This window comes from Rhodococcus ruber (assembly GCF_027270735.1).
GTDB lineage: Bacteria > Actinomycetota > Actinomycetes > Mycobacteriales > Mycobacteriaceae > Rhodococcoides > Rhodococcoides rubrum_A.
Map to the genome: position 1 here is coordinate 16,597 of NZ_JAPWIJ010000001.1, position 21,029 is coordinate 37,625.

Here is a 21,029-nt window from a genome sequence, read left to right on the forward strand (position 1 = left end):
CATTCGGCAATGGGCACGCAGTCCAGCTCCACCAGGACCGGCATGAAGGCCGGGGCCGCGGTCATCGCGGCCGCGGTGGTGCTGGTCGGCGGCTTGGTGCTGGGTAGCGACAACCCGAAGAAGGTCGACGACTGCCTGCCCACAGTCCCGGTGTCCGGGCAGGTGGCACCGGGGCCAGGAAACAAGACCCAACCCGTATTGGCCGGAACCTACGAGATCACCTCGGGTTTCGGTCCTCGGTGGGGCACGATGCACCGCGGCGTCGACTTCGCCGGGCCCCTGGGCACCCCGATCTACGCGGCGACGTCGGGAACTGTCGCCGAAGCCGGTCCGGCTGCGGGGTTCGGCAACTGGGTCATCATCGACACCACCATCGACGGCCAGCGACTGTCCACCGTCTACGGCCACATGAGCGCCGACACGATCACCGTGAAAGAGGGCGATCAGGTCACCGCCGGCCAACACATCGCCGGCATCGGCAACGAAGGCGGATCGACCGGCCCACACCTGCATTTCGAGGTCTGGCAGGGCGGGCGACTGCCCGACGGCGCGGGAACACCGACCGACCCGCAACCCTGGCTCGCCGGCGCCGCCGAACCCACACCCGCGGCCCCCACGACTCCGGACGCGGCTACCTCCCCGGCGATCGTCAATGCCGCCTCGGTCCGTCCTATCGGCGGTGCCGGATGCGCACGCCCGGCGGTCGGTGGATCCGACCTCAAACCGGGCAGTGTCCCACCGGAATTCGAGCCGTGGATCCACCGAGCAGCGGCCACCTGCCCGGAGATCACCGCACCACTCATTGCCGGGCAGTTCAAGCAGGAGAGCAAGTTCGACGTCAACGCCTACAACGTCCGATCCGGTGCCACCGGGCCCGGACAGTTCCTCCCCTCCACCTGGGAGCAGGAAGGCGTCGACGGAGACGGCGACGGCAAGCGGGAGATGAACTCGGTCGCGGACGCGGTGATGTCGATGGCCTCCTACGACTGCAAGATGGTCGAGCTGTCGAAGAAGGGCCTCGCCGACGGTCAACTGACCGGCGACGTCGTCGATCTGGCGCTGTCGATGTACAACTGCGGCCCCGGTGCCACTCTCTCCCAGGGCCACACCTGCACCAACAGCGAAACCCAGGGCTACATCACCAACATCCGCAAATTCGCGATCGAGGAGTTCACCGCACCGGTCGCGGCGATCGTTCCCGGCGGCCCGTCGTCCGGATCGGCCGTCGTCGACGCCGCCACCCGGTGGCTCGGCACCCCCTACGCCTGGGGCGGAGGCGACGAGAACGGGCCGACCGTCGGCACCCGAGACGGCGGGGTCGCCGATATGTACGGAGACTTCGCCAAAGTCGGGTTCGACTGCTCAGGTCTGGTCAAATATGCCGTCGCCCAGGCCACCGCGGGCCGCATCGTGCTCCCGCACCTCGATTCGGCCCAGATCAACGACTCCCGCGGAACGACCATCGCCAACCCTGCCGACCTGCGGCCGGGCGACATCATCCAACCCCACTCCGGACACATCTTCATCTGGATGGGCGCCAACACCGTCGTCGAAGCTCCCCAGTCCGGCGACGTCGTGAAGATCTCACCCTGGACCCCGCCCGCGTCCGGACTGAAAGCCAAACGCTTTGTCTGACAACACACTTCCATGCCCGCCCTACCCGTCCACCGATGAAAGGCAGAACCCCAAGATGACCGTTTCGGCAGCAACCGAATGGGAGCAAGCAGCGGCCGCAGTGCACTCGGCCGCCGACACCCTGCGCGACTACACCAGCGCGGACCTGCGGGCGTGGGCGAAGGAGAACAACCTGTTCGCACGCTCGATGTGGCCGAAGATCAAACGAGAACTCGTCAAACAGCTCGACATCGACTACGACGAGCTCCGCGAGAGCGAAGCGATCGCCCGCAAGAACGAAATCGCCGCCGTCGCAGAGAATGCACCTCTGATCGAGCTGTTCGCCGCGGGCGACGACCGCGGTAGCTTCGCCATTCTCGGACCGGTCGAAGACGCCGCCTGGTACGGCACCTTCCACCGCAACGACACGGTGTTCCGCAAAGGCAACCAGACCTCCGCGGACGACTCCGCCGCCGGGAAAGCGATCTTCCTCGCCGGCAAAGCCCGCGAAGACGCCGGCGTCGAGGCAGTGCGCCTGCTGCTGCACATCAGCAACCCCCACGTCGACGGAACGGCACTGGCGGGCGTCGCAGCCAGCCACGGGGTCTCCCTCGAACTCGACATCACCGACGACAACCGCGCCGTCGACTGGTGCGAGGAAACCGGTTTCCAGGCCTGGCAAGCGATCCGGCTCTCGGACCTGTTCGTCGACGAGGACCCGTCGTGACCGCCGCCCGGAACGCCGCCATCGCCGCCGCCCTCCTGGTCGCCGTCGGCCTGGCCGCAGGTTGCTCCTCCACCGACAGCGCCACCCCGTCGCCGACCACCACCACCGCAGGTGCACCGGCGCAGCAGTGGACCCCCGGCGCGGCCCCCAGCGCCACCCAGACGCGGCCACCGGCCACCACCCCCGCTCAGGTACCGGACACCCTGGCCGGCGTCGACGACAGCGATCCTGTCGCGGTCGCCGATGCGGTGGTCACCACGTGGTTCACCTGGAACACCGCCGTCGACGCCGGGCCGAACGACGCCGCCGCCCGTACCGGCTCCGCTCTGACCGACCGCTTCCGTGAACAGCTCCTCGCCACCACCCCCACCGGGAGCCCGGGCGGTCAGTGGCTCGAATGGGCCGCGGTCGACGCCCAGGTCTGGCCGACGGTGTCCAACGTGCCCAACCAGGGAGCGATCGACACCGCGAGCGCTGTGCACCGGATGTACCAGGTCGAACAGACCGCCATCGCCGCCGACGGCTCGGTCGCCGGCGTCGACACCGTCCAGGTGGCCGTCCTTGTCGTCGACGACGACGGCCGCTGGAAAGTTGATGCGGTGCAACAACTGTGACCGATGACCGCGCAGCACACCCCGGATCCGCCCCCTCCCCGAAAGGAACTCCGATGAGCATTCCTGACCCGTACAGCGAGCACCGCGAGAACTACGAAGCCGAAACCGCCGTCGACCTCCGCAAGCAACGCCTGCGCCGCCAGAGTGACCCAGGACCCGAACCTGCCGTCGACGAGGACACCGGCGACGCATTCGACGACAGCGACGACAGCGAGGTCTTCGCCGACCCCTACCAAGTGGGTCAGGATGCGTTGGCCGCCAACGAAGAACCTGCCATCGACATTCCTGCCGAATACGGCGGCCGCGACTTCGACTCCGAGACCGCCGAGCTCGACAACCGCCCCGCACTCTGGGGACTACGCGGCCGGGTCAACGCCGCGCTGGGACTGACCCGACCACCTCTACCCGAGTCCGCCGAAGCCCGGTTCCGGCAGTCGGTGCGACGAGTCCAGCAGCCGCTCCCGGGATGCATGGTCGTCTCGGTCATCGGCCTCAAAGGTGACGCCGGCAAGACCTCCACCACCACCGCGCTGGCGAACACCTTCGGCACTCACCGCGGCCGCGGAGTCGTCGCCTGGGATGCGTGCGAGAACTCCGGAACTCTCGGCGATCGCGCGGACCGCACCACCGATCCTGAACTCGGACCGTGGGACATCCTCGAGAACGCCCGCGCGCTGGCCTCCGCCGACGCGGTTTCGGGCACCCTGGGGCACTACCTGCGCCTGCAGCCCACCCACGACGAGGTGCTGGCCTCCGACAGTTCGACGAGCCGCCAGAGCGGCATCGGGTGGGACGAATGCGCAGCGTTGATGGCTGTGCTGCGCCGTCACCGTGATCTGATCATCGTCGACACCGGCAACAACGCCACCGCCAGCAACTGGCAGTGGGCCGTGCAGCATTCCGACATGCTGGTCATTCCGCTTCCGCTGCGCCGGGACATGGCGATCCTGACGATGAACATGCTCGACGGCATCATCGCCCGCGGCTACGAGCATCTGGTGCGTTCGGCGCTGATCCTGACCGTCGTTCTGCCCGGCGACAAGGACTCCGTCGACGCAGCATTGCGGCTCGAAGGCAAGCTCGAGCAGGAGTTCGCCGCGCTCGGCGGGGTCGGCCGCATCATGCGGGTGCCCTACGAGCCGAAGTTCGCGAGCGGTGAGCGGATCCGCTATCACGAACTGGGACAGGCGACCGTCGAGGCGTACACGAACGTGGCCGCGGAGATCGCCGACAGGCTTGCCGATCGCGCGTACGAGCGGACCGCCGAATACGCCGATGTGTATGCCCCGCAAGAGTTCACGCGACCCTCGCAGGCCGAACGCCGCCCGGCACGTCGCCCGTACTCGATCCCGCAGCCCGCTCCGCAGAGCTACGACAACGGCGAGGACTACGACCCGCACCCGCCCCGCGAGCAGTGGCGGCCGCGAGCCGTCCCACCCCGAGACCAACCACCCCGAGAGGACCCGTTCCGATGACCACCGAACCCCTTGCCCCACCCGACTCCGTTGCCCCACTGACTGTTTCCAGTGAAAGGACACCACCGATGATCACACCGACTCCCACACCGAATAGGGGCCGCACCCTCGCTCGTCGCGCAGGGAAGGCCGCAGCGATGACCGCCGCCGCGCTCACCCTCGCGGTCGTCTTCGCCGGCCCCGCCTCCGCCCAGGACTTCAACCCGATCAGCGGTGTCAAACCGTCGTTCGAGTTCCTCGGCCCGGCCTTCCAGAACGTGTGGGCTCGGGTCGCCGCCTCGATCTGGGGTGTCCTGCTCGCCGGGGCATCGGTGAAACTGCTTGTCGCGCTGTACAAGATGCGCGCTGCGAAAGCCGGCGGATACGGCGCGGAGATGAGCGATTCGATGGGGGAGGCGAAAGTCGCCGGGGTCGCGGTCGGCGCTCTGGCCATCGGCGGCGTCATCGTCGGCGCAATCATGTTCGTCGCCAATCCCGGCTGACCTATCACCAACAACGTTCCGACTCAACCCCATTCGATGAGAAAGAAGAACTGACATGGCACGAGATTTCTCCGCGGTCGGCAGCTCCGGCTCGACCACCAGCGCGACGGGATCGGCGTCCGGCTCGCCAGGATCGGGCCTGTTCGGGCTGCCCAAGTGGGTGCTGGCGATGATCGCCGCCGCCGTGGCGTTCGTCGTCGTGATTGCCGTGGTCGTGTTGACATCCGGGGGGAGCGAGAGCTCCACCGATGACGGTGCCGATGCGATCCGCGCCGCGCACGGCCCGACCACCACCATCGACGGCGTCCCCGCCGGCTACACCCGCGACCAAGCGGGCGCCCAGACCGCCGCGGTGAACTTCACCCAAGCCAACGGCCAAGCCTATGCAGGTCGCATCGATGCTCAGCGCCTCAAAGACGTTGCCGTAGCGGCAGAACCGACACCGGCGTTGACAGAGGTCCTCGACGTCTCGTCCGAGCGCCAGGAGACCGGGCGCGGCACGGTCAACGGCGTTCCGATGATCGTCACAGTGGAGAACTTCTCACAGGATTCGGCGACGGTGTCGGTCTGGGGCATGGGAGTGAGCCAGAGCCGGGTCAGCCAGGACAGCGACAAGGTCGGCATCTTGGCCATCTACTCCACTACCACCGTGACGATGGTGTGGGAGAACGACGACTGGAAGGCCAAGGACTGGAGCTACAAGTCCGGCCCCACCCTTGAGGAAGCACAGTTCCCCGCCGATGAGTCCTCCCTCGCCAAGCAGGCCGCGGACGGCTTCTACGCCTTCTACGTCAACTGATGAAGGGTCGGCCTGCGATGTGGCGAAGGATTCTGTTGGCGATCGCGGTGGCGGTCATCGCGGCCGTCGGGTTCGCGTGGCCCGCGGCCGCGCAGCCCTCGGCTGTTCCGGCACCGGTTCCCGGCGGCGGGTCGACCGCGACCACGACGGCGAAGAAGCTGCCCGAGACCTTTCCTGCGGATCTCCGCAAATACATCGCAGGTACCGACGAGTTCAAAGCAGCACCGTGGTTCACCGGGCCCTGCAAGGACAAGGGCGGCGATATGGGCCAGTACATCGGATCGGTGATGAGCAACGAAGGCCGCCTGCTGTATTGGACGGCCACCGAGAACGACCGCATCGCGCGGTGGACCGCCGCGGTGTCCGTGCGCAAGGACCCGGTCCTGATCGGTGTCCTCATCGATGCCGGCGCGGTCGGCTCGCAGACCACCGGTGTCGATCTCGGGGTCGAGCAGAACCGCAAGGCCGCGCTGTCCATCACCGACGATGCGGTGCTCGAATCGTTCTATCCGCCGGTCTATCCCGCCGGCGATGCCACGATGCAGCCTCCCGCCCCGACCTGCGCACAGGATCTCGCCCGGTGGACGACCAAGACCTCGAGCACCTGGGGCTTCGAGTGGGCTTCGACTCCCGATGCGGCCTCGCTCGCCGAGATGAAGGCGCAGCCGAACGCCGACCAGGTTCCCGAGCAGGCCTGGACCGACGCGTGCGCCGAGGGAGTGCCCGGCTCGCTGTGCATGCACGCGATGTACGTCAACTGCAGCAAAGCAACCGACCGCGACGACGAGGTGACCTGCCGAGAATGGAATACCAGGGTCGGAAAACTGTTCGGCGGGACCATGAACTGGATCGATCAGAACACCAGCTTCAGTGACCGCCTGAGCGAGACCCTCGAGTCGGCGTTCAAGGCGACCCCGCAGTACAAGGTCGGCAAGATGTACGTCGACGGGTTCTCCTGGGTCTGGGACAACACCGTCGGCGCGGTCGGCGACATCGTCGCCTTCGTCAAAGACCCCTCCGACGTCATCGACTCCTGGGCCAACAAGCTCAAGAGCGCCGCCGTCGGCACCACCACATCGGTGTTGCACGGGCTCGCCGGTGTCGGTGAGTTCAACCCCACCGACCCCGAATTCCTCGAGGTCTACGCGATGTCGACGGGTCTGGGCATCTTCGTCATGGCGCTGATGGTGCTGCTGGCGCTCTACAAATCCTCCGACGGCAGCAGGCCCGCTATGGAGCTGGCCAAGGACCTGTTCGCCTACGCCCCGGCCGGGGTGATGATGATGCTGTTCGCGCCCTCGTTCGCGCAGTTGTTGATCTCGCTCGCGCACGAGCTCTCGGTCAGTCTGGTCTCGCTGCTCGGTAGCTCCACCGACGAGGTGGTCGACAACATCTCCTCGGTCCTGGGTCCGTTGACGGACACCACCCTGATCGGCGGTGCCGTCGGTGCCATCGTCGGGTTCGGGTTGATGTTCCTCGGCGCGTTGTCGCTGTTCTTCGGGTTCTTGATGCACGCGAACGCCCTGCCGATCCTGGGCGTGGTCTCGGCGATCGCCTTCGGCATGTGGGTGCATCCGACCTGGCGCAAGAAGGCGCTTCGTCCGGTGATGGTGTTCCTGGGCATCGTGTTGTCCAAGCCTCTGCTGTTCGTCATCCTCGCTGCGATCTTCGCGGCCATCAACATTTCCGCGTCCAGAGCGGTCGCGGACGACGGCGAGCTCGAATCCCTGGGGGACCTCGGCTCGATCGCTGTGTGCCTGGTGATGGTCGGACTGGCCCCGTTCGCGCTGCTCAAGTGGTCTCCGATCCTGCCGAGCGCCTCCGATTCCGCCGACTTCGGCAGTAGCGGGTCGGCGACGGGTCAGATGATCGGATCGAGCGCGGGGATGTATCAGATGCGCGCCGGTGGCGGCGGTGGAGGGACCGGGGGCGGAGGGAGCGCGGCCTCGCGCAATGCCGGTGTCGCCGATGCACCCGGTCGCGTAGGTGGCGGCGGTGGCGGCGGTTCCCGGCCGGGTGGCGGCTCGTCGGCATCGAGCACCCATGCCGGTCAGCAGAGCGGCCAGACCGCATCGAGGTCCGGTGGTCTACCGGGCAAGAGCGGTGGCCACGGCGGCGCGAAAGCAGGTGGCTCGGAATCGAGGCTGCTCGCCGCGGCCGGAAAGACAGCAGGAATGGCGGCGGGCGCCGCGACTGTCGTCGCTCCGATCGCGCTCGCGTCGGCCGGGGCTGCGATGAACAAAGCCGGGGCGGCCGCGCAGAGCGCCCCCGAACACCCCGACAGCGACAACTGATGTCCCACAACATGAACGGAGAGACCATGACCGTCACGGCTGACATCGGCTGGTTCGGTCCGTATCGGACGCCGACCGCGCGGCGGGGGGCGCGGCGGTGAGCGGGCCACGGTCGGCGATTCTCGGCCGTCAGACCGCGCGCCGGGGAGTGCTCCCGTTCCCCGAGCCGGTCGTCGCCGCGTGGGCAGCCACGCTGGTGGTGGCCCTGTATCTGCTGTTCATGGTCGGGCAGTCGACGTGGACGTTGGCGATCGATGCCGTGCTGATCGGCGGTGTCCTGTGCGCGACACTCGATTTCGGCCTGCACGAGTCGTACGCGGCCCGCAAGGTCAAAGCGATCCGAAACCGGCAGCGCCGCAAGAGGGGCGAGCACGTCTGGATCTCACCGACCGATCCGCACTACGGCGACCCCGAGCGTGATCCGGGTTGGACGATTCCGGTTCCGCTGTACCGCACCGAGCCGGTGGACCTGGCCGGAACAGGCCTCGACGACATGTTCATCCTCGAACACCGCACCCCGGGCGACAACGACTACTACTCGGTTCTCATCGCCAAACAGGGCCTGGCCGAAGGCCTGCGCGGCGACGACGCGTGGGCGGTCACCTCGGCGGCGTTCGGGCGAGTACTCGCCGGGTTCGCCAAACGATCCTCGTTCGTCCGCGGCCTGGAACTGCTGCACCGCAGCGTCCCGGCCGACATGGTCCCGCACGAGAACTGGGTCACCGAACAGATAGCGGCCGGCGACCCCGATCTGGCCGTGGTTCCGGCGATCCGGTCCTACGGACAGTTGATCGACCGCATGAGCCCGTACTCAGAAGAGCACCGCTCCTACGCGGTGCTGATCTTCCCGAAGTCGGCCTCGTTCCTCGCCGAAGCCGCCCGCATCGCCCGACGCAAGGACGCCCCGCTGGTCGGCGGTATCGCCCAGGTCATCCGCGATGACACCGCCCGCGCCGTCAGCGCCCTCGAGCGCGCCGGAATGGGCCGAGTGGAGGTCTACGGCGAACAGCGCGCCTGCGCGGTCCTGCGGGCATTCCAGGACCCCAGCTACCCCCTCGACGCCCACAGGGGTGTCCGGTGGGACAACTGCTGGCCCTCCTACGTCGGGCGGGACGAATCGGTCGAGGTCGCCGGCACATGGCACACCCGAGTCGGCATCATCCCCACCCGCGCCATCGAACCGGTCGAGGTCGGCCCGCTGTGGCTGGCGACCCTGCTCACCGGAGTCGAACCCGACGCCGGCGACGACGAGATCCCCGCAGCACCGACCATCCGGACGGTGACCGCGCGAATGGACTTCGTCGAGGCATCCAAGGCCCGCGCTGCGACCAAGAAGGACGTCACCCAGGACAAGGCCCGTCAGATCACCGAAGAGCGCAAGGGAAAGATCACCGACGGTGCATCGGAGGTCGCGATCAGCGAATCCTCCCGTCGCCGTGAAGATCTCATGCCCGGAACCGGGCACCACGGAATGATCTACACCCTCGCCGTTTCGGTCACCGGCCACGACGAAGACGATGCTCTGCGGGCGTGCACACGCGTCGAACAGGCCGCCGACGACTGCGGTATCGGCGAGATCGAATGGCAGGACAACCGCCACGACGTCGCCGCATTCGTCACCTTGCCCCTCGGCCGCGGACTCGCGGCCACCAAATGGACCCGCTCCCGATGAACCGAACCCAGAGTCCGCCGACCACAGAACGAGGCGAGAGACGATGACCAGTACCGACAACAAGCAGGACCGACGCCGTGGCCACGCCGCCAAGCCGCGCACCGCCCGCCGTTTCTCGCTGACCCGGCGTAGCAAGCGCACCGGCCCTGATCTGGCCGCGCAGGCCGACGCGGCCGCCACTCTCGCTGCGGCACAGTCCGCCGGCATGATCACCACCCGCCGGCACCCGCCGACGCGGAAGAAGTGGCTCGACCGGTGGGGTTGGTACGAGATCCGTGTCGAGGGCGCGTGGACGACCACCCGGCAGGGCGAAGCGCTGAACCTGGCCACGATGCGCCGCTCGGTACGTCACGAGGGCCTGCTGACCGGGCTGAACAAGATCAGCCAATCCGGAGTGATCACCGACCCCTACGCCCTCTACGGGTCGGAAATCGAGAACATCAACATCGCCGTCATCGGCGACATCGGCAAGGCCAAGTCCTCGCTCATCAAGACCGCGATGTGCCTGCGCCAACTCGCACTCCCGAATCGGCAGGTGGTGGTGATCGACAAGAAACGCCAGGGCAACAAGGGCGGCGAATACAGCGGAATCGCAGATGCGGTGGGCGCTGGTTCGATCCGATTCCGCACCGGCACAACAGGAATGCGCATCAACCTGCTCGACCCCGCGATCGCCACCGGCGTCGAACGCACCGACGGAGTCGCCCCGGCCGGCCAGGAAGCACTCGTCGGCGCGGTCATCGAGGACACGATGGGTCGCCCCCTGGTCGAGACCGAGAAAGCCGCGCTCGGGCTCGCCCTGCAAGTGGTCAACGACCGCGCCGCCCGCGAGAACCGCGAACCGATCCTGATGGAACTCGCCGACGAGCTCCTGGGCCCCTCCGCCGGCAGCGGCGCAGCGTTCGGCGAGCAGTGGGCGCAGGAATCGCGGCGTTGGGGCCTCAATCCCGGTCTGGCGCTGCGGGAGCTGTGCTTGGGCGACCTCAAGGGCCTCGTCGACGGCGCGACCTCACCGGAGGTCCGCGCGGCTCTCGATCACCCGTTCGTGCACTTCGATGTCTCGGCGTTGCCGAACAAGGGTCCGGCCCTGCGGGTGATCATGACCGTGATCAACACCTGGTTGGCGAACGTGCTCGCTTCCCGGTCCGCCCGGCACATGCAAACCCTGTTGCTGGTCGAGGAAGGCTGGCACGTCGCCGACGGCTCCACCGGAAAGGTTTTCCGCGAGAACATGAAGCTCTCGCGCGGTCTGGGACTGTCGACCGTCTCGGCGTTCCACCACATCTCCGACCTGCCGGTCGATTCGCCGGCGCGGGCGCTGATGAAAGAGGCCGGCATCGTCTTCCTCTACGGGCAGGACCGGGTCGAGGACGCCGAAGAAACCGCCCGCATGTACCACCTGCCGCCGGGGTCGACTGAAATCATCATGTCCCTCGCCAAGGGCCACTGCCTGGTCAAGTACGGCAACGCCGACCCGATCCTGATAGAGCACGTGCGCTCGGATCTGGAGATCGCACTCACCGACACCGACGAAGTGATCAAAGGAGCAGCAGCATGACCGACCACTCACTCCGGGCAGCGCTCTCGCACCCTGCGGCCGACCGCTCGATTCTGGTGGGTGTGGACGTGACGACCCTCGATGCGGCGGGCAGTACCGCCGTAGGTCGACTGTTCCGCTCTCGTTCGGCAGCAACAGCATTCGCCCTGACGCACGCCGCGCAGTCCTGGGGCACGTTGGTCTCGCTCGACTTCACCGTCTACGAGTGCGACACAGCGTCACTGGATTCGGCATCGGAGGGCATGTTCTGCGCGTGGGACGAGGTGTCCGTGGCGGGCTCGGTAGCCGAGACAGCGTGCGCTCTGGCAATTCTCGACGAATACAGACTCGGGATGAGGCGCGCGAAGTTGCCGCTGCCCGCTGCTCTGACGGCCGAGATCTACACACTGAGCAACGCCGTCGCTTCGCCTGTGCATCCGTCACGGGTCGACGACCCCGAGACGGTGGAGGTTCGCCTGTGCAGCATCAGGCCGGACCCGTTGCCGCACCGCAGAACATCGATAGGGTTCTACGGCAGCGACGACGCGGAGCGGGTGGCCGGGGTCCTGGCGTATCGGTTCGGCGGCGACATCGCACCAGCGACCGAACGGGGCTGCATCCAGGTCCACCACAGCGCCGACATCAGCGACGGTGACCGCGCCGCGGTCGCCCGCTACACCCGCATCGGCGAACTGCGCGCCAACATCGCCGCACTGGACCCGCGACGAGACATCGCGGCGATCACGCGCCTCGACGGCGAGCTCGACACCCTCTGCTCGGCCGTACTCCGTCGACGATCGACACCCTCGCCCACTCCCGTCGCCGGCAGCGACGTGGTCCGCAGATACCTTCCCGCGCCTGCTCCACGGCCCGACTCGAGCGAGGACCGCCCCCGATGAGCACACCAGAACTTCGCCCCACTCCCCCGGTACTGCCCTACGGCACCGGCCCCGTCGTCGGCTTCGTCGCCGGTGCACTCGTTTCCGTGGTCGGCGGCGGCTACCTGTCCGGGCTGCTCGCCGGCACCGGTCCCGCACTGCCCGCCGGCATCTACGGGGTGATCCCCGTGGTGGTAGGCCTGTTCAGCAACCCATCCGACCCCGCGTCGGCGTGGCCGGCCGGCTCACAGCCGGGCGGCCCGATCCTGACCTGGCTGTGCATCGGCATCATCGCGGCCGCATGCATCCTGCTCGGAGCGGTCGTGTCGGCGAAGAACATGGCCCGCAAAGCATCTCGGCGGGTACGTGCGAACGGATTCGCCGACCGAGAGGCGCTCGCAACTGTCGGGATCGACGAGAAAAGCGCGGTGAAGAAGGCCAAAGCCACCCGACTCTCCCTCTCCGACGTCCCGGTCCGACGGATCGAGGCAGCAGCGGAGACCACCCGCATCGGCACGCTGTACGACGACAAGAAACAAGGGGTATTTCTCCAGTACCGAGACGGTGTGCTGGTCGAAGGCCCCACCGGATCCGGTAAGACCTGGCGCATGTTCTACAAGGCTGTCGTCGAGGCGATCGGGCCGGTGGTGGCCACCTCGACCCGCGGTGACCTTCTGCGCGCGACGTGGGCCGAGCGCGCGGCTGTGGGCAGGGTCGAGGTGTTCGATCCGGACGGGCTGACGGTGTATCCGAACAAGATGCAGTGGTCGATTCTCGACGGCTGCGACGACCCCGAGGTGGCCATGCGGCGCGCCGCGGCGTTGGTGCAGGCCATGCCGATGGACGGCACCTCGAATTCGAGCTACTGGAACGGCAAGGCCGCGATGCTCATGCGCGGTTACCTTTATGCCGCAGCGGTATTGGACAAGGATCTGGTCACACTGCGGGTGTGGGCTGCCTCGCGCAACGTCAAGCCCGTGCACGAGGTGTTGTCGAGGGATCTGCCGGATTGGGACGCAGACCTGAGTCAGGCGCTGGAATCGAAAGCCGATTCCTCCGACGACATGATCGGTGCCTGCACACGCCTGCTCGAGCCGTTGGCGTCGCCGAAGCTGATGCGCTCGCTCAATGTCCCTCTCAGCGAATCGGCGGATCTGCGTTCCTTGATCACCGAAGGCCGCAACACTGTCTATCTCATTTCCGAGGGTGGCAGTGCGTCGGCGGCCGCGATGACGACTGTTCTGTCGGCCGAGCTCTATCACGTGGCGAAGACCCACGGCCTGACCCAGCCCGACGACAAGATCGACCCTCCGCTGCGCATGGTGCTCGACGAGATGAACAACGTCGCTGCGATTCCGAACATGCCCTCGCTCATCACCGACTCCGGTGGCCGTGGAATCCAGATCTGGGCCGGTGTGCACTCCCGGCTGCAGAACGAACAACGGTGGGGCCATGTCGCCGGGCAGTTGCTGTCCAACGAGTCCCCGACTCGCCTGTATCTGACGGGTCTCGGCGACGCGGACGAGCTGGCGACGATCTCGAAGGGCTTGGGGATGCGTGATGAATACATGAGCGCGTCCCGGATGGCCGGGCCCCGGTCGGTCCCGGTGATGGCCGGTAGTGACATCGCCCGGATGCCCGCCGATCAAGCCCTACTGCGCTACCGGGAGGCCAAACCGATCAAGCTGCACGTTCCCTCCGTCTGGGACGTCCCCGTGCTCGCCGCCCGAGTGAAGGCCAATCAGAAGGCGTTCGATGAGTACTGCGCTACCGGTCACGAGAAGAGCTGACGTCATGGCACTTCCGGCGTATACCCCCGGCTCGATCGACTGGCCGTACCTCGACCGGGACAGCGCCGCCCGACTGTGGGTCGAGCTCGGTACCTGGGTGGAATGGCTACGCGACCGCTACGAGCTCGGCCGCACCATTCCTCCGTGCTGGTTCAAGCACGGCCCAGTGGTCGAAGAGCTGACCGCAGCGATGTTCGCCCGCCGTGAGGCGTACCAACAGGGCAAGAACGCCTATCACGGTGGGCCCGCAGCGTGGCACTACCAAGTTCTCTGGCCGATGGTGCACAGGATGAAGTCGATCACCGATTTCGAGCAGTGCACTCCCCATGTGTGCGGGTTAACCCCGCCGACGCCGGCCGTCGCCGGCGACTTCGCCGAATTCATCGCTACCGACATCGACGCGCGCGAGGACGCACCGATCGATTCGCCCCCGGACGACGATGCCCCCGCCGTGAGCCGATCGGAACTGACGATGGAGGAGGTCATCGACATGATCGACACCGACCGCGCAGTCGCAGAAGATCCCGCCGACGACTTCACCGCCGTCATCATCGACGACGCACGATGGGAATATGACGAGGACAACGAGACCTATCGGCCAGCAGGCTAGCCACGCGCCTCATCGGATGGCGCGCCGATGTCGGTATCCGGCAGTGTGGGCAGCTTGGTTCACGACTCGTTTTGCCAGGATCGGTTATGCACGAATCGGACGCGATGCAGTCCCCACGCTCTGTCGTGCGGAGCGTGGGGACTGGGTTCCTGCGGAGCCTGCTTGGGTGTCTACTCGGCTGCGGCCGTATTTCGCTCGACGAAAGGAGCGAAGAAGTTCATCCGGATGTCCTCCGGCCGGAGCTTCTGCAGGTCGAATCCTGTATAGACCGGGTCACGCTTGTCGCGCTTACCCACCGCCTCCTCGGGGAGCTGCACGGGGTACACGGGGACCTCGAACTCGACGGTGTTGTCTGCGACCACGTGCCGATAGAAGATTTTCCAAACTCCTTCGCGCCGTTCGAAGATGTCGACGTAGCGGCACTCGACGAGCTGGTGGAGGTAGGGCTTGTCAGGGTTCTGGCCGGGGACCGCCATCTCGTGAAGCACGTGGACATGGCTCTCGACGAAAGCGCGGTCACCGTCGATCTCGATGAGTTCGTTCGTGATGGAGTGGACTGTGGTGTGCGCGTGAGGGAGCACCTCGGCGATGACCCATTCCGAGAAGGACTGCGCCGGTCCGTTGCCGAACCAGTGAGTGTCGTAGGCGTCGTCGTGATAGCACGACTTCATGATTTCGGCGTCCAGGCGGTCGACGCCGCGGCAGTAGCGGTGCAGAATCTCGCGGATGGCTTCGCGACTGCGCAGGTCGTCGAGGTCGCGTTCGAGAGTCGCGAGTCTGGTTTCGATATCGGACATTGTGTTTGCTCCTTGTCGATTCACGAAGTGATAATCGTCGTGATGTGTTGTGATTCAGCGGGTGTGGACAGTCAACGTTGTTCGAGAAACGTGGTGAATGCGCTGAGCCACTCGTCCTTGGCTCCGATGATTGGGAGATGTTGCGCCCCGTCGATCCAGTTGTGTACAACTGTGCCACCGCGAGTTTCGTACTCGCCGAGCACAGTTCGGATCTGAGTGACCATCGGTTGCGCGGGGCAGACGTTGGGCCCGGGCCAATCCGCGACGAGGCCGGCGGCGCCGAGCACCGCTGCATCCCACGTCGAGTTGTCCGAGACCACAGCGTCCTGTGCGCCGTGAGTCCACATGATCGGAGGCTTGTTCTCGAGCTCGACGATCTCGTCCCAGTGCAGATATTTGGGTGAGAGGGCGTTGAGGATTCCGCGAGTTCCGGGTGCATACCCCGGCCAGTTGTCCGAGGATTCGACGTCGCCGGGAAAGTTGTTCTCGTCGACCCAGGTCGTCATCGATTCCTCGAAGAGCGTGTCCGAGTGTTCGGATGAGGCGAGTGGATCTCCACCCCAGAACGTGGGTGCCATGACGTTGCGCGGCGAGAAGGGGCTGTCGGTCGATCGGTCTCCTGCGGCGAGATGTTCGAGGAATGTCGGATTGACCATGCCGGCACCGCTGCCGGAGTAATCGTCATACCACGGTGTCCCGTCGGGGTTCGTGCCGCCGAATCCGTAGGGGGCGACGGGATCGATCAACGTCAGGGACGCAGCCGCGTTGCCTTCGATCGAGAACCTCGCGATGGCTCCGCCTCCGGTGGACCAGCCCACGAGATGGGGTGGGTGGTCGACGCCGAGGGCGTCGAGCAAGGCCACGAGATCGTCTGCCCAGTCGGACAGGCCCCGCGTTGCATCGAGCGGGGCGTGCTCGGTTCGGCCGAAGCCCCGCATGTCGGGTGCAATGACGCGGTAGCGCGAGGGCAGTTCTGGCATCACATGCTCGTAGAACCGCCCGGTGGAAAGGTTGCCGTGTACGAGTACGACCAGTTCCCCATCCGAGGGCCCTGATTCGAGGTAATGCATGCGCAGCCGCGAGGTGGTAACTGTCGCCGACCGCACACCGGGGAGAAGATCCATGGCGCGAGGCGCTCCCTTCCGAAGTTTCACAATGCCCGAGCTACGAACGGCACGGGCCTTGGGTTGCCGCATACACATCGACGGGCCGTCGTGTGTGTGGCAACTGCAATACTTGCCGTCGGTGTGGCCCGTGTCACTGTGGCCGGGTACAACGCGACGCCCCTTTGAGTGGATCCTCGAACAACTGGTCCGTGACTGATCCCCGAGCTCAGGCCTGCCGTGCGCCCTGCACTCGGCGGAGTGCGGTTTCATCCGCGGTTGTCGCTGTATACGAAACCACGTCGATTCTGTTGGTGCACAAGACGTAGCCAGCCACTGAGAGCTCGATCATCCTTTTCGATGAAGGTCATCTCTGGTCGGTAGACGGCCGTCTCGTGTCAGGACGCCTCCGTACTTCCGAACCGAGCACAGCCTGGCGCAGCGATGTGCGGCATCGACGGAAAGTAGGTAACGGCGTGACAAGACGTGTGTGGATCGTGGGCGTGGGCATGACCCCGTTCGGAATACATCGAGACAAGACCAATTACGAACTGGCCCAGTGGGCTGTACGCGACGCTTTGGCGGATGCCGGACCCGAGATAGGCCCACAGACCATCGACGTGGCCTTCTTCGCCTCCACCACAAACAGTATTCTGCACGACCAAGGCATGATCTCGGGTGAGATCGCCCTGCGCGAGATGGGCATTCAACGAATACCGATCCATAATGTCGAAAATGCCTGCGCGACAGGATCATCTGCGTTCAATCTCGCTGTGACTTTTATCCGCGCCGGCGACGCCGACGTCGCCTTGGCTGTGGGCACGGAAAAGATGCACATCGGCGACGCTCCGAGGACGATGGCGCTGTTCGACTCGGGATATGACAAGTCCAAACCTCACTTGCTCGACGAGACACTTCTGCAATTGGGCGGCGAGGTGGATGATTCCGACGTCGGAACCAGATCGATCTTCATGGATATCTACGCCGCGATGGCGCGGCAACACATGCGGCTGTACGGAACTACTGCAGCACAGATCGCTGCAGTGTCCGCGAAGAACCATGCGCATGCGATCGACAACGTGCGCGCCCACTACCGCAAGGCCATGTCGGTCGAGCAGGTCTTGGCAGCACGCAAGCTGTCCTACCCGTTGACGGTCCCGATGTGTGCACCGGTCACCGACGGCGCAGCCGCGGTCATCGTATGCAGCGACGAGGGTCTACGCAGACTGGGCAGCGAACGGCCGGTGGAGGTCCTTGCATCTGTGATCGGTACCGGCACCGACCGAGACACCACCACGTTCGACGGCCATATCAGCCAGGTGGTCTCGGCGGAAGCATACGAGCGGGCCGGACTCGCGCCGTCAGACATCGACGTCGCCGAAGTGCACGACGCCACCGCATTCGCCGAAGTACTGCAAACGGAAATGTTGGGCCTCGTTCCCCCCGGTGAGGGTGGCGCGGCCGCCGAGCGCGGAGACACGACGCTGGGCGGCCGAATACCGGTCAACACCTCCGGCGGCCTCGAATCCAAGGGTCACCCGATCGGTGCCAGCGGACTCGGCCAAATATTCGAGCTGACCGAACAGCTCCGCGGCGAGTCCGGTAGCCGACAGGTCGACGGTGCCCGAATTGCGTTGGCCGAGAACGGCGGCGGTTTCCACCGAGGCGAAGAAGCCGTGACATCGATCATCATCCTGGGAGGGCGTTAGCAACAATGGCAGTGATCGATTTCTTCGACAAAGGCTGGGCGTCGGCACCGACCGCTGTTGCCTATCGCACCGCCGACCAAGCATGGACGTACGACGAAGCCGGTCGCATGTCGTGCCGCATCGCGCATGCGCTGCTCAGGGAGGGCATCTCGAAGGAGACCCCAGTTGCGGTGCTGTCGCCGAACGCGCCGCTGGCATGGATCTGCGTATTGGGCATCTGGCGCTCCGGGGCCGCGTGGGTACCGCTGAACCCCGGCAGCCCTGCAGCGGACAACGCTGCGCTGATCGAACGCTTCGACGTCGAATTCATTCTCTACGACACCTCCCTTGCACACGACATCACAGCGATCGAGGCCGCCTACCCTCGGGTCAGGGCGGTGCCGTTCGACATCTCGACCGACACAGCGCTGCTCGACAGCTGGATCGGCGATGTCCAGGACACCCCGGTCGAGGTCGAGTACGACCTGGACGACGTCGTTGCTCTGATGCCGACGGGTGGGACCACAGGCTTCCCCAAAGGAGTGATGAACACACATCGCAGCCTGTCGGTGATGGTGGTGCACCAAATGCTCGCACTGTCCTACGACGCCGACGACGCTATCGTCAACCTCGTCGCGGCACCGATGACCCATACCGCCGGTTTGCTGACGCTGCAGACGACAGCACGCGGGGGAACAGTGGCCATGATTCAGCGCGCGGCCCCCGATCTGGTGCTGGAGGCAATTTCCGACTTCGGTGTCACAGACCTGTTTCTCCCTCCCACGGTTGTCTACCGACTACTCGATGTCCTCGAACATCGCCAAGCCGACACCTCGTCTCTGAAGTACTTGCTCTACGGCGCCGCACCGATGTCCGTGGACAAGCTCCGTGCCGGAGTCAACCGGCTCGGCTCGGTGTTCGTGCAGGTGTACGGGCAAGTAGAGGCTCCCGCCGGAATCGCGTTCCTCCGCCCGTCCGAACACCTCGTAAAAGGTCAGCTTGCACCTGACGATCGGCTGTCGTCGTGCGGGCGCCCCTACCCGCTGGTCTCGCTGCGGGTGGTCGATCCGGCAACCGATCTGCCAGTGCCGGGTGGAGAGACAGGGGAAATCTGTGTACGCGGCGACCTGGTGATGAAGGGCTATTACAAAGACCCGATCAAGACCGCAGAAGCGATCAAGGATGGGTGGCTGCACACCGGAGACATGGGACACCTCGACGAGGCCGGCTACCTCCACCTGACCGACCGCAAGAAGGACCTGATCATCACCGGAGGCTTCAACGTCTACCCCAACGAAGTCGAACAAGTCATCTGGACCCATCCCTCCGTCGAGGACTGCGCAGTGGTCGGTGCCCCCGACGACGACTGGGGCGAACGCGTCACCGCCGTCGTCGAACTGAAGCCGAATCACACTGCCGACGCCGAGGAATTGATTGCACTGTGCCGACAGAACCTCGGTGGCGTACGCACACCCAAACAGGTGATTTTCGTTGACAGCCTCCCACGCAGCGTCAACGGCAAGGTCCTCAAAAAAGAGGTGAGGGCTCAGTTCTGGGCAAACTCAGGACGCACCATCTGACCACCGGTAGCAAACGCTGTTCGGCGGTCCGAACTGTTCATCCGATCGAGCGCCCATGGTCCCCTTATCCAATATTCTGTCAGGTATCGGCGGCGTACCTCGGATCGAGCGGGCCGATCACCACGCCCTATTGTGCAGAGATACAACGGAGCATGAAGGTCGGCCGACAGGTGGAGGATCAAATTGAACCAGCCAGGCGTTCAGGACAGCGAGTCGAAGTCGGCAGCTGTGCTTGCCCGCCTGGCTGCGGACGTGCCGGAGGTGATTCGCCGAACCGAGCGGCAGGTTCGCGAACTGAGCACCTACGACGCGCTGTCCTCATCCGAATTGGCCGAGGCCATCGGCAGGAACGTCACCGACGCCGTGGTGACCCTGCAGACGAACCAGCTGCCGTCACGGCACCGACTCACCGAACTCGCCGAGAAAGTCGTCCGGCACCGAATCGCACAGGGCATACCGGTCGAAGACATGATGCGGACCTACCGGGTAAGCCTGGCGGTGATCAGCGATCGCTTCATCGAACTGGCCATGGAAGCAGACATCGACGCCCAAGAAGCCTTACGGTCGTCGAGACTGTTGTGGTCGTTGAGCGATGCATTCATGACCTGCGTTGCATTGGAGTATCAGCGGCTGTCGGTGGAATCGGCGCTGCTCGACGACCAGGCCAAAGCCGATCTCTTGCAAGGGCTGCTGTTCGGCACCGGCAACATGGCCGAGATGACGAGAGCGTGCGAAACACGGGGGTTGGATCCGAGCGGATCCTTCTACGCTGTTCGTGCTCGCGCCACGGGTACCGGAAACCTGTCGACGATCTGCCGAGACCTGCAGCATCGGGGTGCAGGATCGAGCGGTACCGCCGTCGTCTCTCCATTCCGTGGTGACGCCATCGGCCTTCTTTCCGCAGTGCCCAATGCAGTAGAGGGCGCGGTGGTGGCCGTCGGCGCGCCAATGCCGCTGTCACACATCGCTCAGTCGTTCGCCTCCGCAAGCAGGGTGTTGGATGCTGCGATCCGGTTGGGTCGAGCGGGGGTGCTCGAGATGCCGGACCTGAGTTGGCGAATCACCGCTCTGGGGGACCTCGAAATATCCGGACTCCTGCACGAGCGGTACATCGCGCCACTCGAGGACCGCGGCGAGTTCGGGGAACAGCTGTTGCAGTCGGTCCGCTACTACTTGGCCTGCGACCGCAACATCCCAGCGGCGGCAGACGCCATGTTCGTGCACAAGAACACGCTGCGATACCGGCTCCGAAAATTCGAGGAACTCACCTCGGTCTCGTTGGAGTCCACGGACACTATCGTCGAGCTGGCTTGGGCCCTGGAAGTGAAAGCTGCAACGCCGACACCGTCCGCACCCGAACGTTGAACCC

17 protein-coding genes are annotated in these 21,029 nt (G+C 65.6%); 15 read left to right on the forward strand and 2 right to left on the reverse strand.

The window, feature by feature from the left end:
• Positions 1-9 precede the first annotated feature (9 nt).
• The 12 genes from O4220_RS00075 to O4220_RS00130 all read left to right on the forward strand — a co-directional run bounded on the left by O4220_RS00075 (position 10) and on the right by O4220_RS00130 (position 14,492).
• Entirely contained in the window at positions 10-1,635 is a 1,626-nt protein-coding gene (locus O4220_RS00075; protein ID WP_269601532.1) for a peptidoglycan DD-metalloendopeptidase family protein, read from the forward strand.
• 55 nt (positions 1,636-1,690) lie between these two features.
• Positions 1,691-2,341, forward strand: coding sequence for a hypothetical protein (locus tag O4220_RS00080; RefSeq protein WP_269601533.1), 651 nt, complete (start codon positions 1,691-1,693; stop codon positions 2,339-2,341).
• Positions 2,338-2,955 (forward strand): hypothetical protein, encoded by a 618-nt coding sequence (locus tag O4220_RS00085; RefSeq protein ID WP_269601534.1) that lies wholly within the window; start codon positions 2,338-2,340, stop codon positions 2,953-2,955. Before O4220_RS00080 ends, O4220_RS00085 begins: the two co-directional genes overlap by 4 nt.
• Positions 2,956-3,008: 53 nt before the next feature.
• Entirely contained in the window at positions 3,009-4,430 is a 1,422-nt protein-coding gene (locus tag O4220_RS00090; RefSeq protein WP_269601535.1) for a MinD/ParA family ATP-binding protein, read from the forward strand.
• A gap of 68 nt (positions 4,431-4,498) precedes the next feature.
• Entirely contained in the window at positions 4,499-4,912 is a 414-nt protein-coding gene (locus O4220_RS00095; protein ID WP_269601536.1) for a hypothetical protein, read from the forward strand.
• 55 nt (positions 4,913-4,967) lie between these two features.
• Positions 4,968-5,711, forward strand: coding sequence for a hypothetical protein (locus O4220_RS00100; RefSeq protein WP_269601537.1), 744 nt, complete (start codon positions 4,968-4,970; stop codon positions 5,709-5,711).
• The gene (locus O4220_RS00105) at positions 5,711-8,005 is read left to right on the forward strand and encodes a hypothetical protein (protein ID WP_269601538.1); all 2,295 of its coding nucleotides are present in this window, start codon (positions 5,711-5,713) and stop codon (positions 8,003-8,005) included. The genes O4220_RS00100 and O4220_RS00105 overlap by 1 nt, the downstream gene beginning before the upstream one ends.
• A gap of 97 nt (positions 8,006-8,102) precedes the next feature.
• Entirely contained in the window at positions 8,103-9,677 is a 1,575-nt protein-coding gene (locus tag O4220_RS00110) for a hypothetical protein (RefSeq protein WP_269601539.1), read from the forward strand.
• A gap of 43 nt (positions 9,678-9,720) precedes the next feature.
• On the forward strand, positions 9,721-11,235 hold the full coding sequence (locus O4220_RS00115; RefSeq protein WP_269601540.1) for an ATP/GTP-binding protein: 1,515 nt from the start codon (positions 9,721-9,723) through the stop codon (positions 11,233-11,235).
• Positions 11,232-12,113 (forward strand): hypothetical protein, encoded by an 882-nt coding sequence (locus O4220_RS00120; RefSeq protein ID WP_269601541.1) that lies wholly within the window; start codon positions 11,232-11,234, stop codon positions 12,111-12,113. Before O4220_RS00115 ends, O4220_RS00120 begins: the two co-directional genes overlap by 4 nt.
• Positions 12,110-13,882 (forward strand): type IV secretory system conjugative DNA transfer family protein, encoded by a 1,773-nt coding sequence (locus O4220_RS00125; protein WP_269601542.1) that lies wholly within the window; start codon positions 12,110-12,112, stop codon positions 13,880-13,882. Before O4220_RS00120 ends, O4220_RS00125 begins: the two co-directional genes overlap by 4 nt.
• Before the next feature lie 4 nt (positions 13,883-13,886).
• Positions 13,887-14,492: a hypothetical protein gene (locus tag O4220_RS00130; RefSeq protein WP_269601543.1), complete on the forward strand. Its 606-nt coding sequence runs from the start codon at positions 13,887-13,889 to the stop codon at positions 14,490-14,492.
• 170 nt (positions 14,493-14,662) lie between these two features.
• Here O4220_RS00130 and O4220_RS00135 read toward each other — a convergent pair whose 3' ends face one another.
• Positions 14,663-15,289, reverse strand: a complete 627-nt coding sequence (locus O4220_RS00135) for a nuclear transport factor 2 family protein (protein ID WP_269601544.1) — start codon at positions 15,287-15,289, stop codon at positions 14,663-14,665.
• A gap of 71 nt (positions 15,290-15,360) precedes the next feature.
• Positions 15,361-16,413, reverse strand: a complete 1,053-nt coding sequence (locus O4220_RS00140) for an alpha/beta hydrolase (RefSeq protein ID WP_269601545.1) — start codon at positions 16,411-16,413, stop codon at positions 15,361-15,363.
• Positions 16,414-16,868: 455 nt separating this feature from the next.
• Between O4220_RS00140 and O4220_RS00145 the strand changes: the two genes are divergently transcribed.
• From O4220_RS00145 to O4220_RS00155, 3 genes are all read left to right on the forward strand, one after another.
• The gene (locus O4220_RS00145; RefSeq protein ID WP_269601546.1) at positions 16,869-18,101 is read left to right on the forward strand and encodes a thiolase family protein; all 1,233 of its coding nucleotides are present in this window, start codon (positions 16,869-16,871) and stop codon (positions 18,099-18,101) included.
• A gap of 5 nt (positions 18,102-18,106) precedes the next feature.
• Positions 18,107-19,660: a class I adenylate-forming enzyme family protein gene (locus O4220_RS00150; protein WP_269601547.1), complete on the forward strand. Its 1,554-nt coding sequence runs from the start codon at positions 18,107-18,109 to the stop codon at positions 19,658-19,660.
• Between the two features lie 183 nt (positions 19,661-19,843).
• On the forward strand, positions 19,844-21,025 hold the full coding sequence (locus O4220_RS00155; RefSeq protein ID WP_269601548.1) for a PucR family transcriptional regulator: 1,182 nt from the start codon (positions 19,844-19,846) through the stop codon (positions 21,023-21,025).
• Positions 21,026-21,029: the final 4 nt, after the last annotated feature.

What these genes read in the sequence shown, in the direction of transcription:
- O4220_RS00125 (WP_269601542.1), top strand. Translation starts at nt 12,110, where the DNA reads ATGAGCACACCAGAACTTCGCCCCACTCCCCCGGTACTGCCCTACGGC.
- O4220_RS00150 (WP_269601547.1), top strand. Translation starts at nt 18,107, where the DNA reads ATGGCAGTGATCGATTTCTTCGACAAAGGCTGGGCGTCGGCACCGACC.
- O4220_RS00135 (WP_269601544.1), bottom strand. Translation starts at nt 15,289, where the DNA reads ATGTCCGATATCGAAACCAGACTCGCGACTCTCGAACGCGACCTCGAC.
- O4220_RS00090 (WP_269601535.1), top strand. Translation starts at nt 3,009, where the DNA reads ATGAGCATTCCTGACCCGTACAGCGAGCACCGCGAGAACTACGAAGCC.
- O4220_RS00115 (WP_269601540.1), top strand. Translation starts at nt 9,721, where the DNA reads ATGACCAGTACCGACAACAAGCAGGACCGACGCCGTGGCCACGCCGCC.
- O4220_RS00120 (WP_269601541.1), top strand. Translation starts at nt 11,232, where the DNA reads ATGACCGACCACTCACTCCGGGCAGCGCTCTCGCACCCTGCGGCCGAC.
- O4220_RS00130 (WP_269601543.1), top strand. Translation starts at nt 13,887, where the DNA reads ATGGCACTTCCGGCGTATACCCCCGGCTCGATCGACTGGCCGTACCTC.
- O4220_RS00095 (WP_269601536.1), top strand. Translation starts at nt 4,499, where the DNA reads ATGATCACACCGACTCCCACACCGAATAGGGGCCGCACCCTCGCTCGT.
- O4220_RS00100 (WP_269601537.1), top strand. Translation starts at nt 4,968, where the DNA reads ATGGCACGAGATTTCTCCGCGGTCGGCAGCTCCGGCTCGACCACCAGC.
- O4220_RS00105 (WP_269601538.1), top strand. Translation starts at nt 5,711, where the DNA reads ATGAAGGGTCGGCCTGCGATGTGGCGAAGGATTCTGTTGGCGATCGCG.
- O4220_RS00140 (WP_269601545.1), bottom strand. Translation starts at nt 16,413, where the DNA reads ATGGATCTTCTCCCCGGTGTGCGGTCGGCGACAGTTACCACCTCGCGG.
- O4220_RS00080 (WP_269601533.1), top strand. Translation starts at nt 1,691, where the DNA reads ATGACCGTTTCGGCAGCAACCGAATGGGAGCAAGCAGCGGCCGCAGTG.
- O4220_RS00075 (WP_269601532.1), top strand. Translation starts at nt 10, where the DNA reads ATGGGCACGCAGTCCAGCTCCACCAGGACCGGCATGAAGGCCGGGGCC.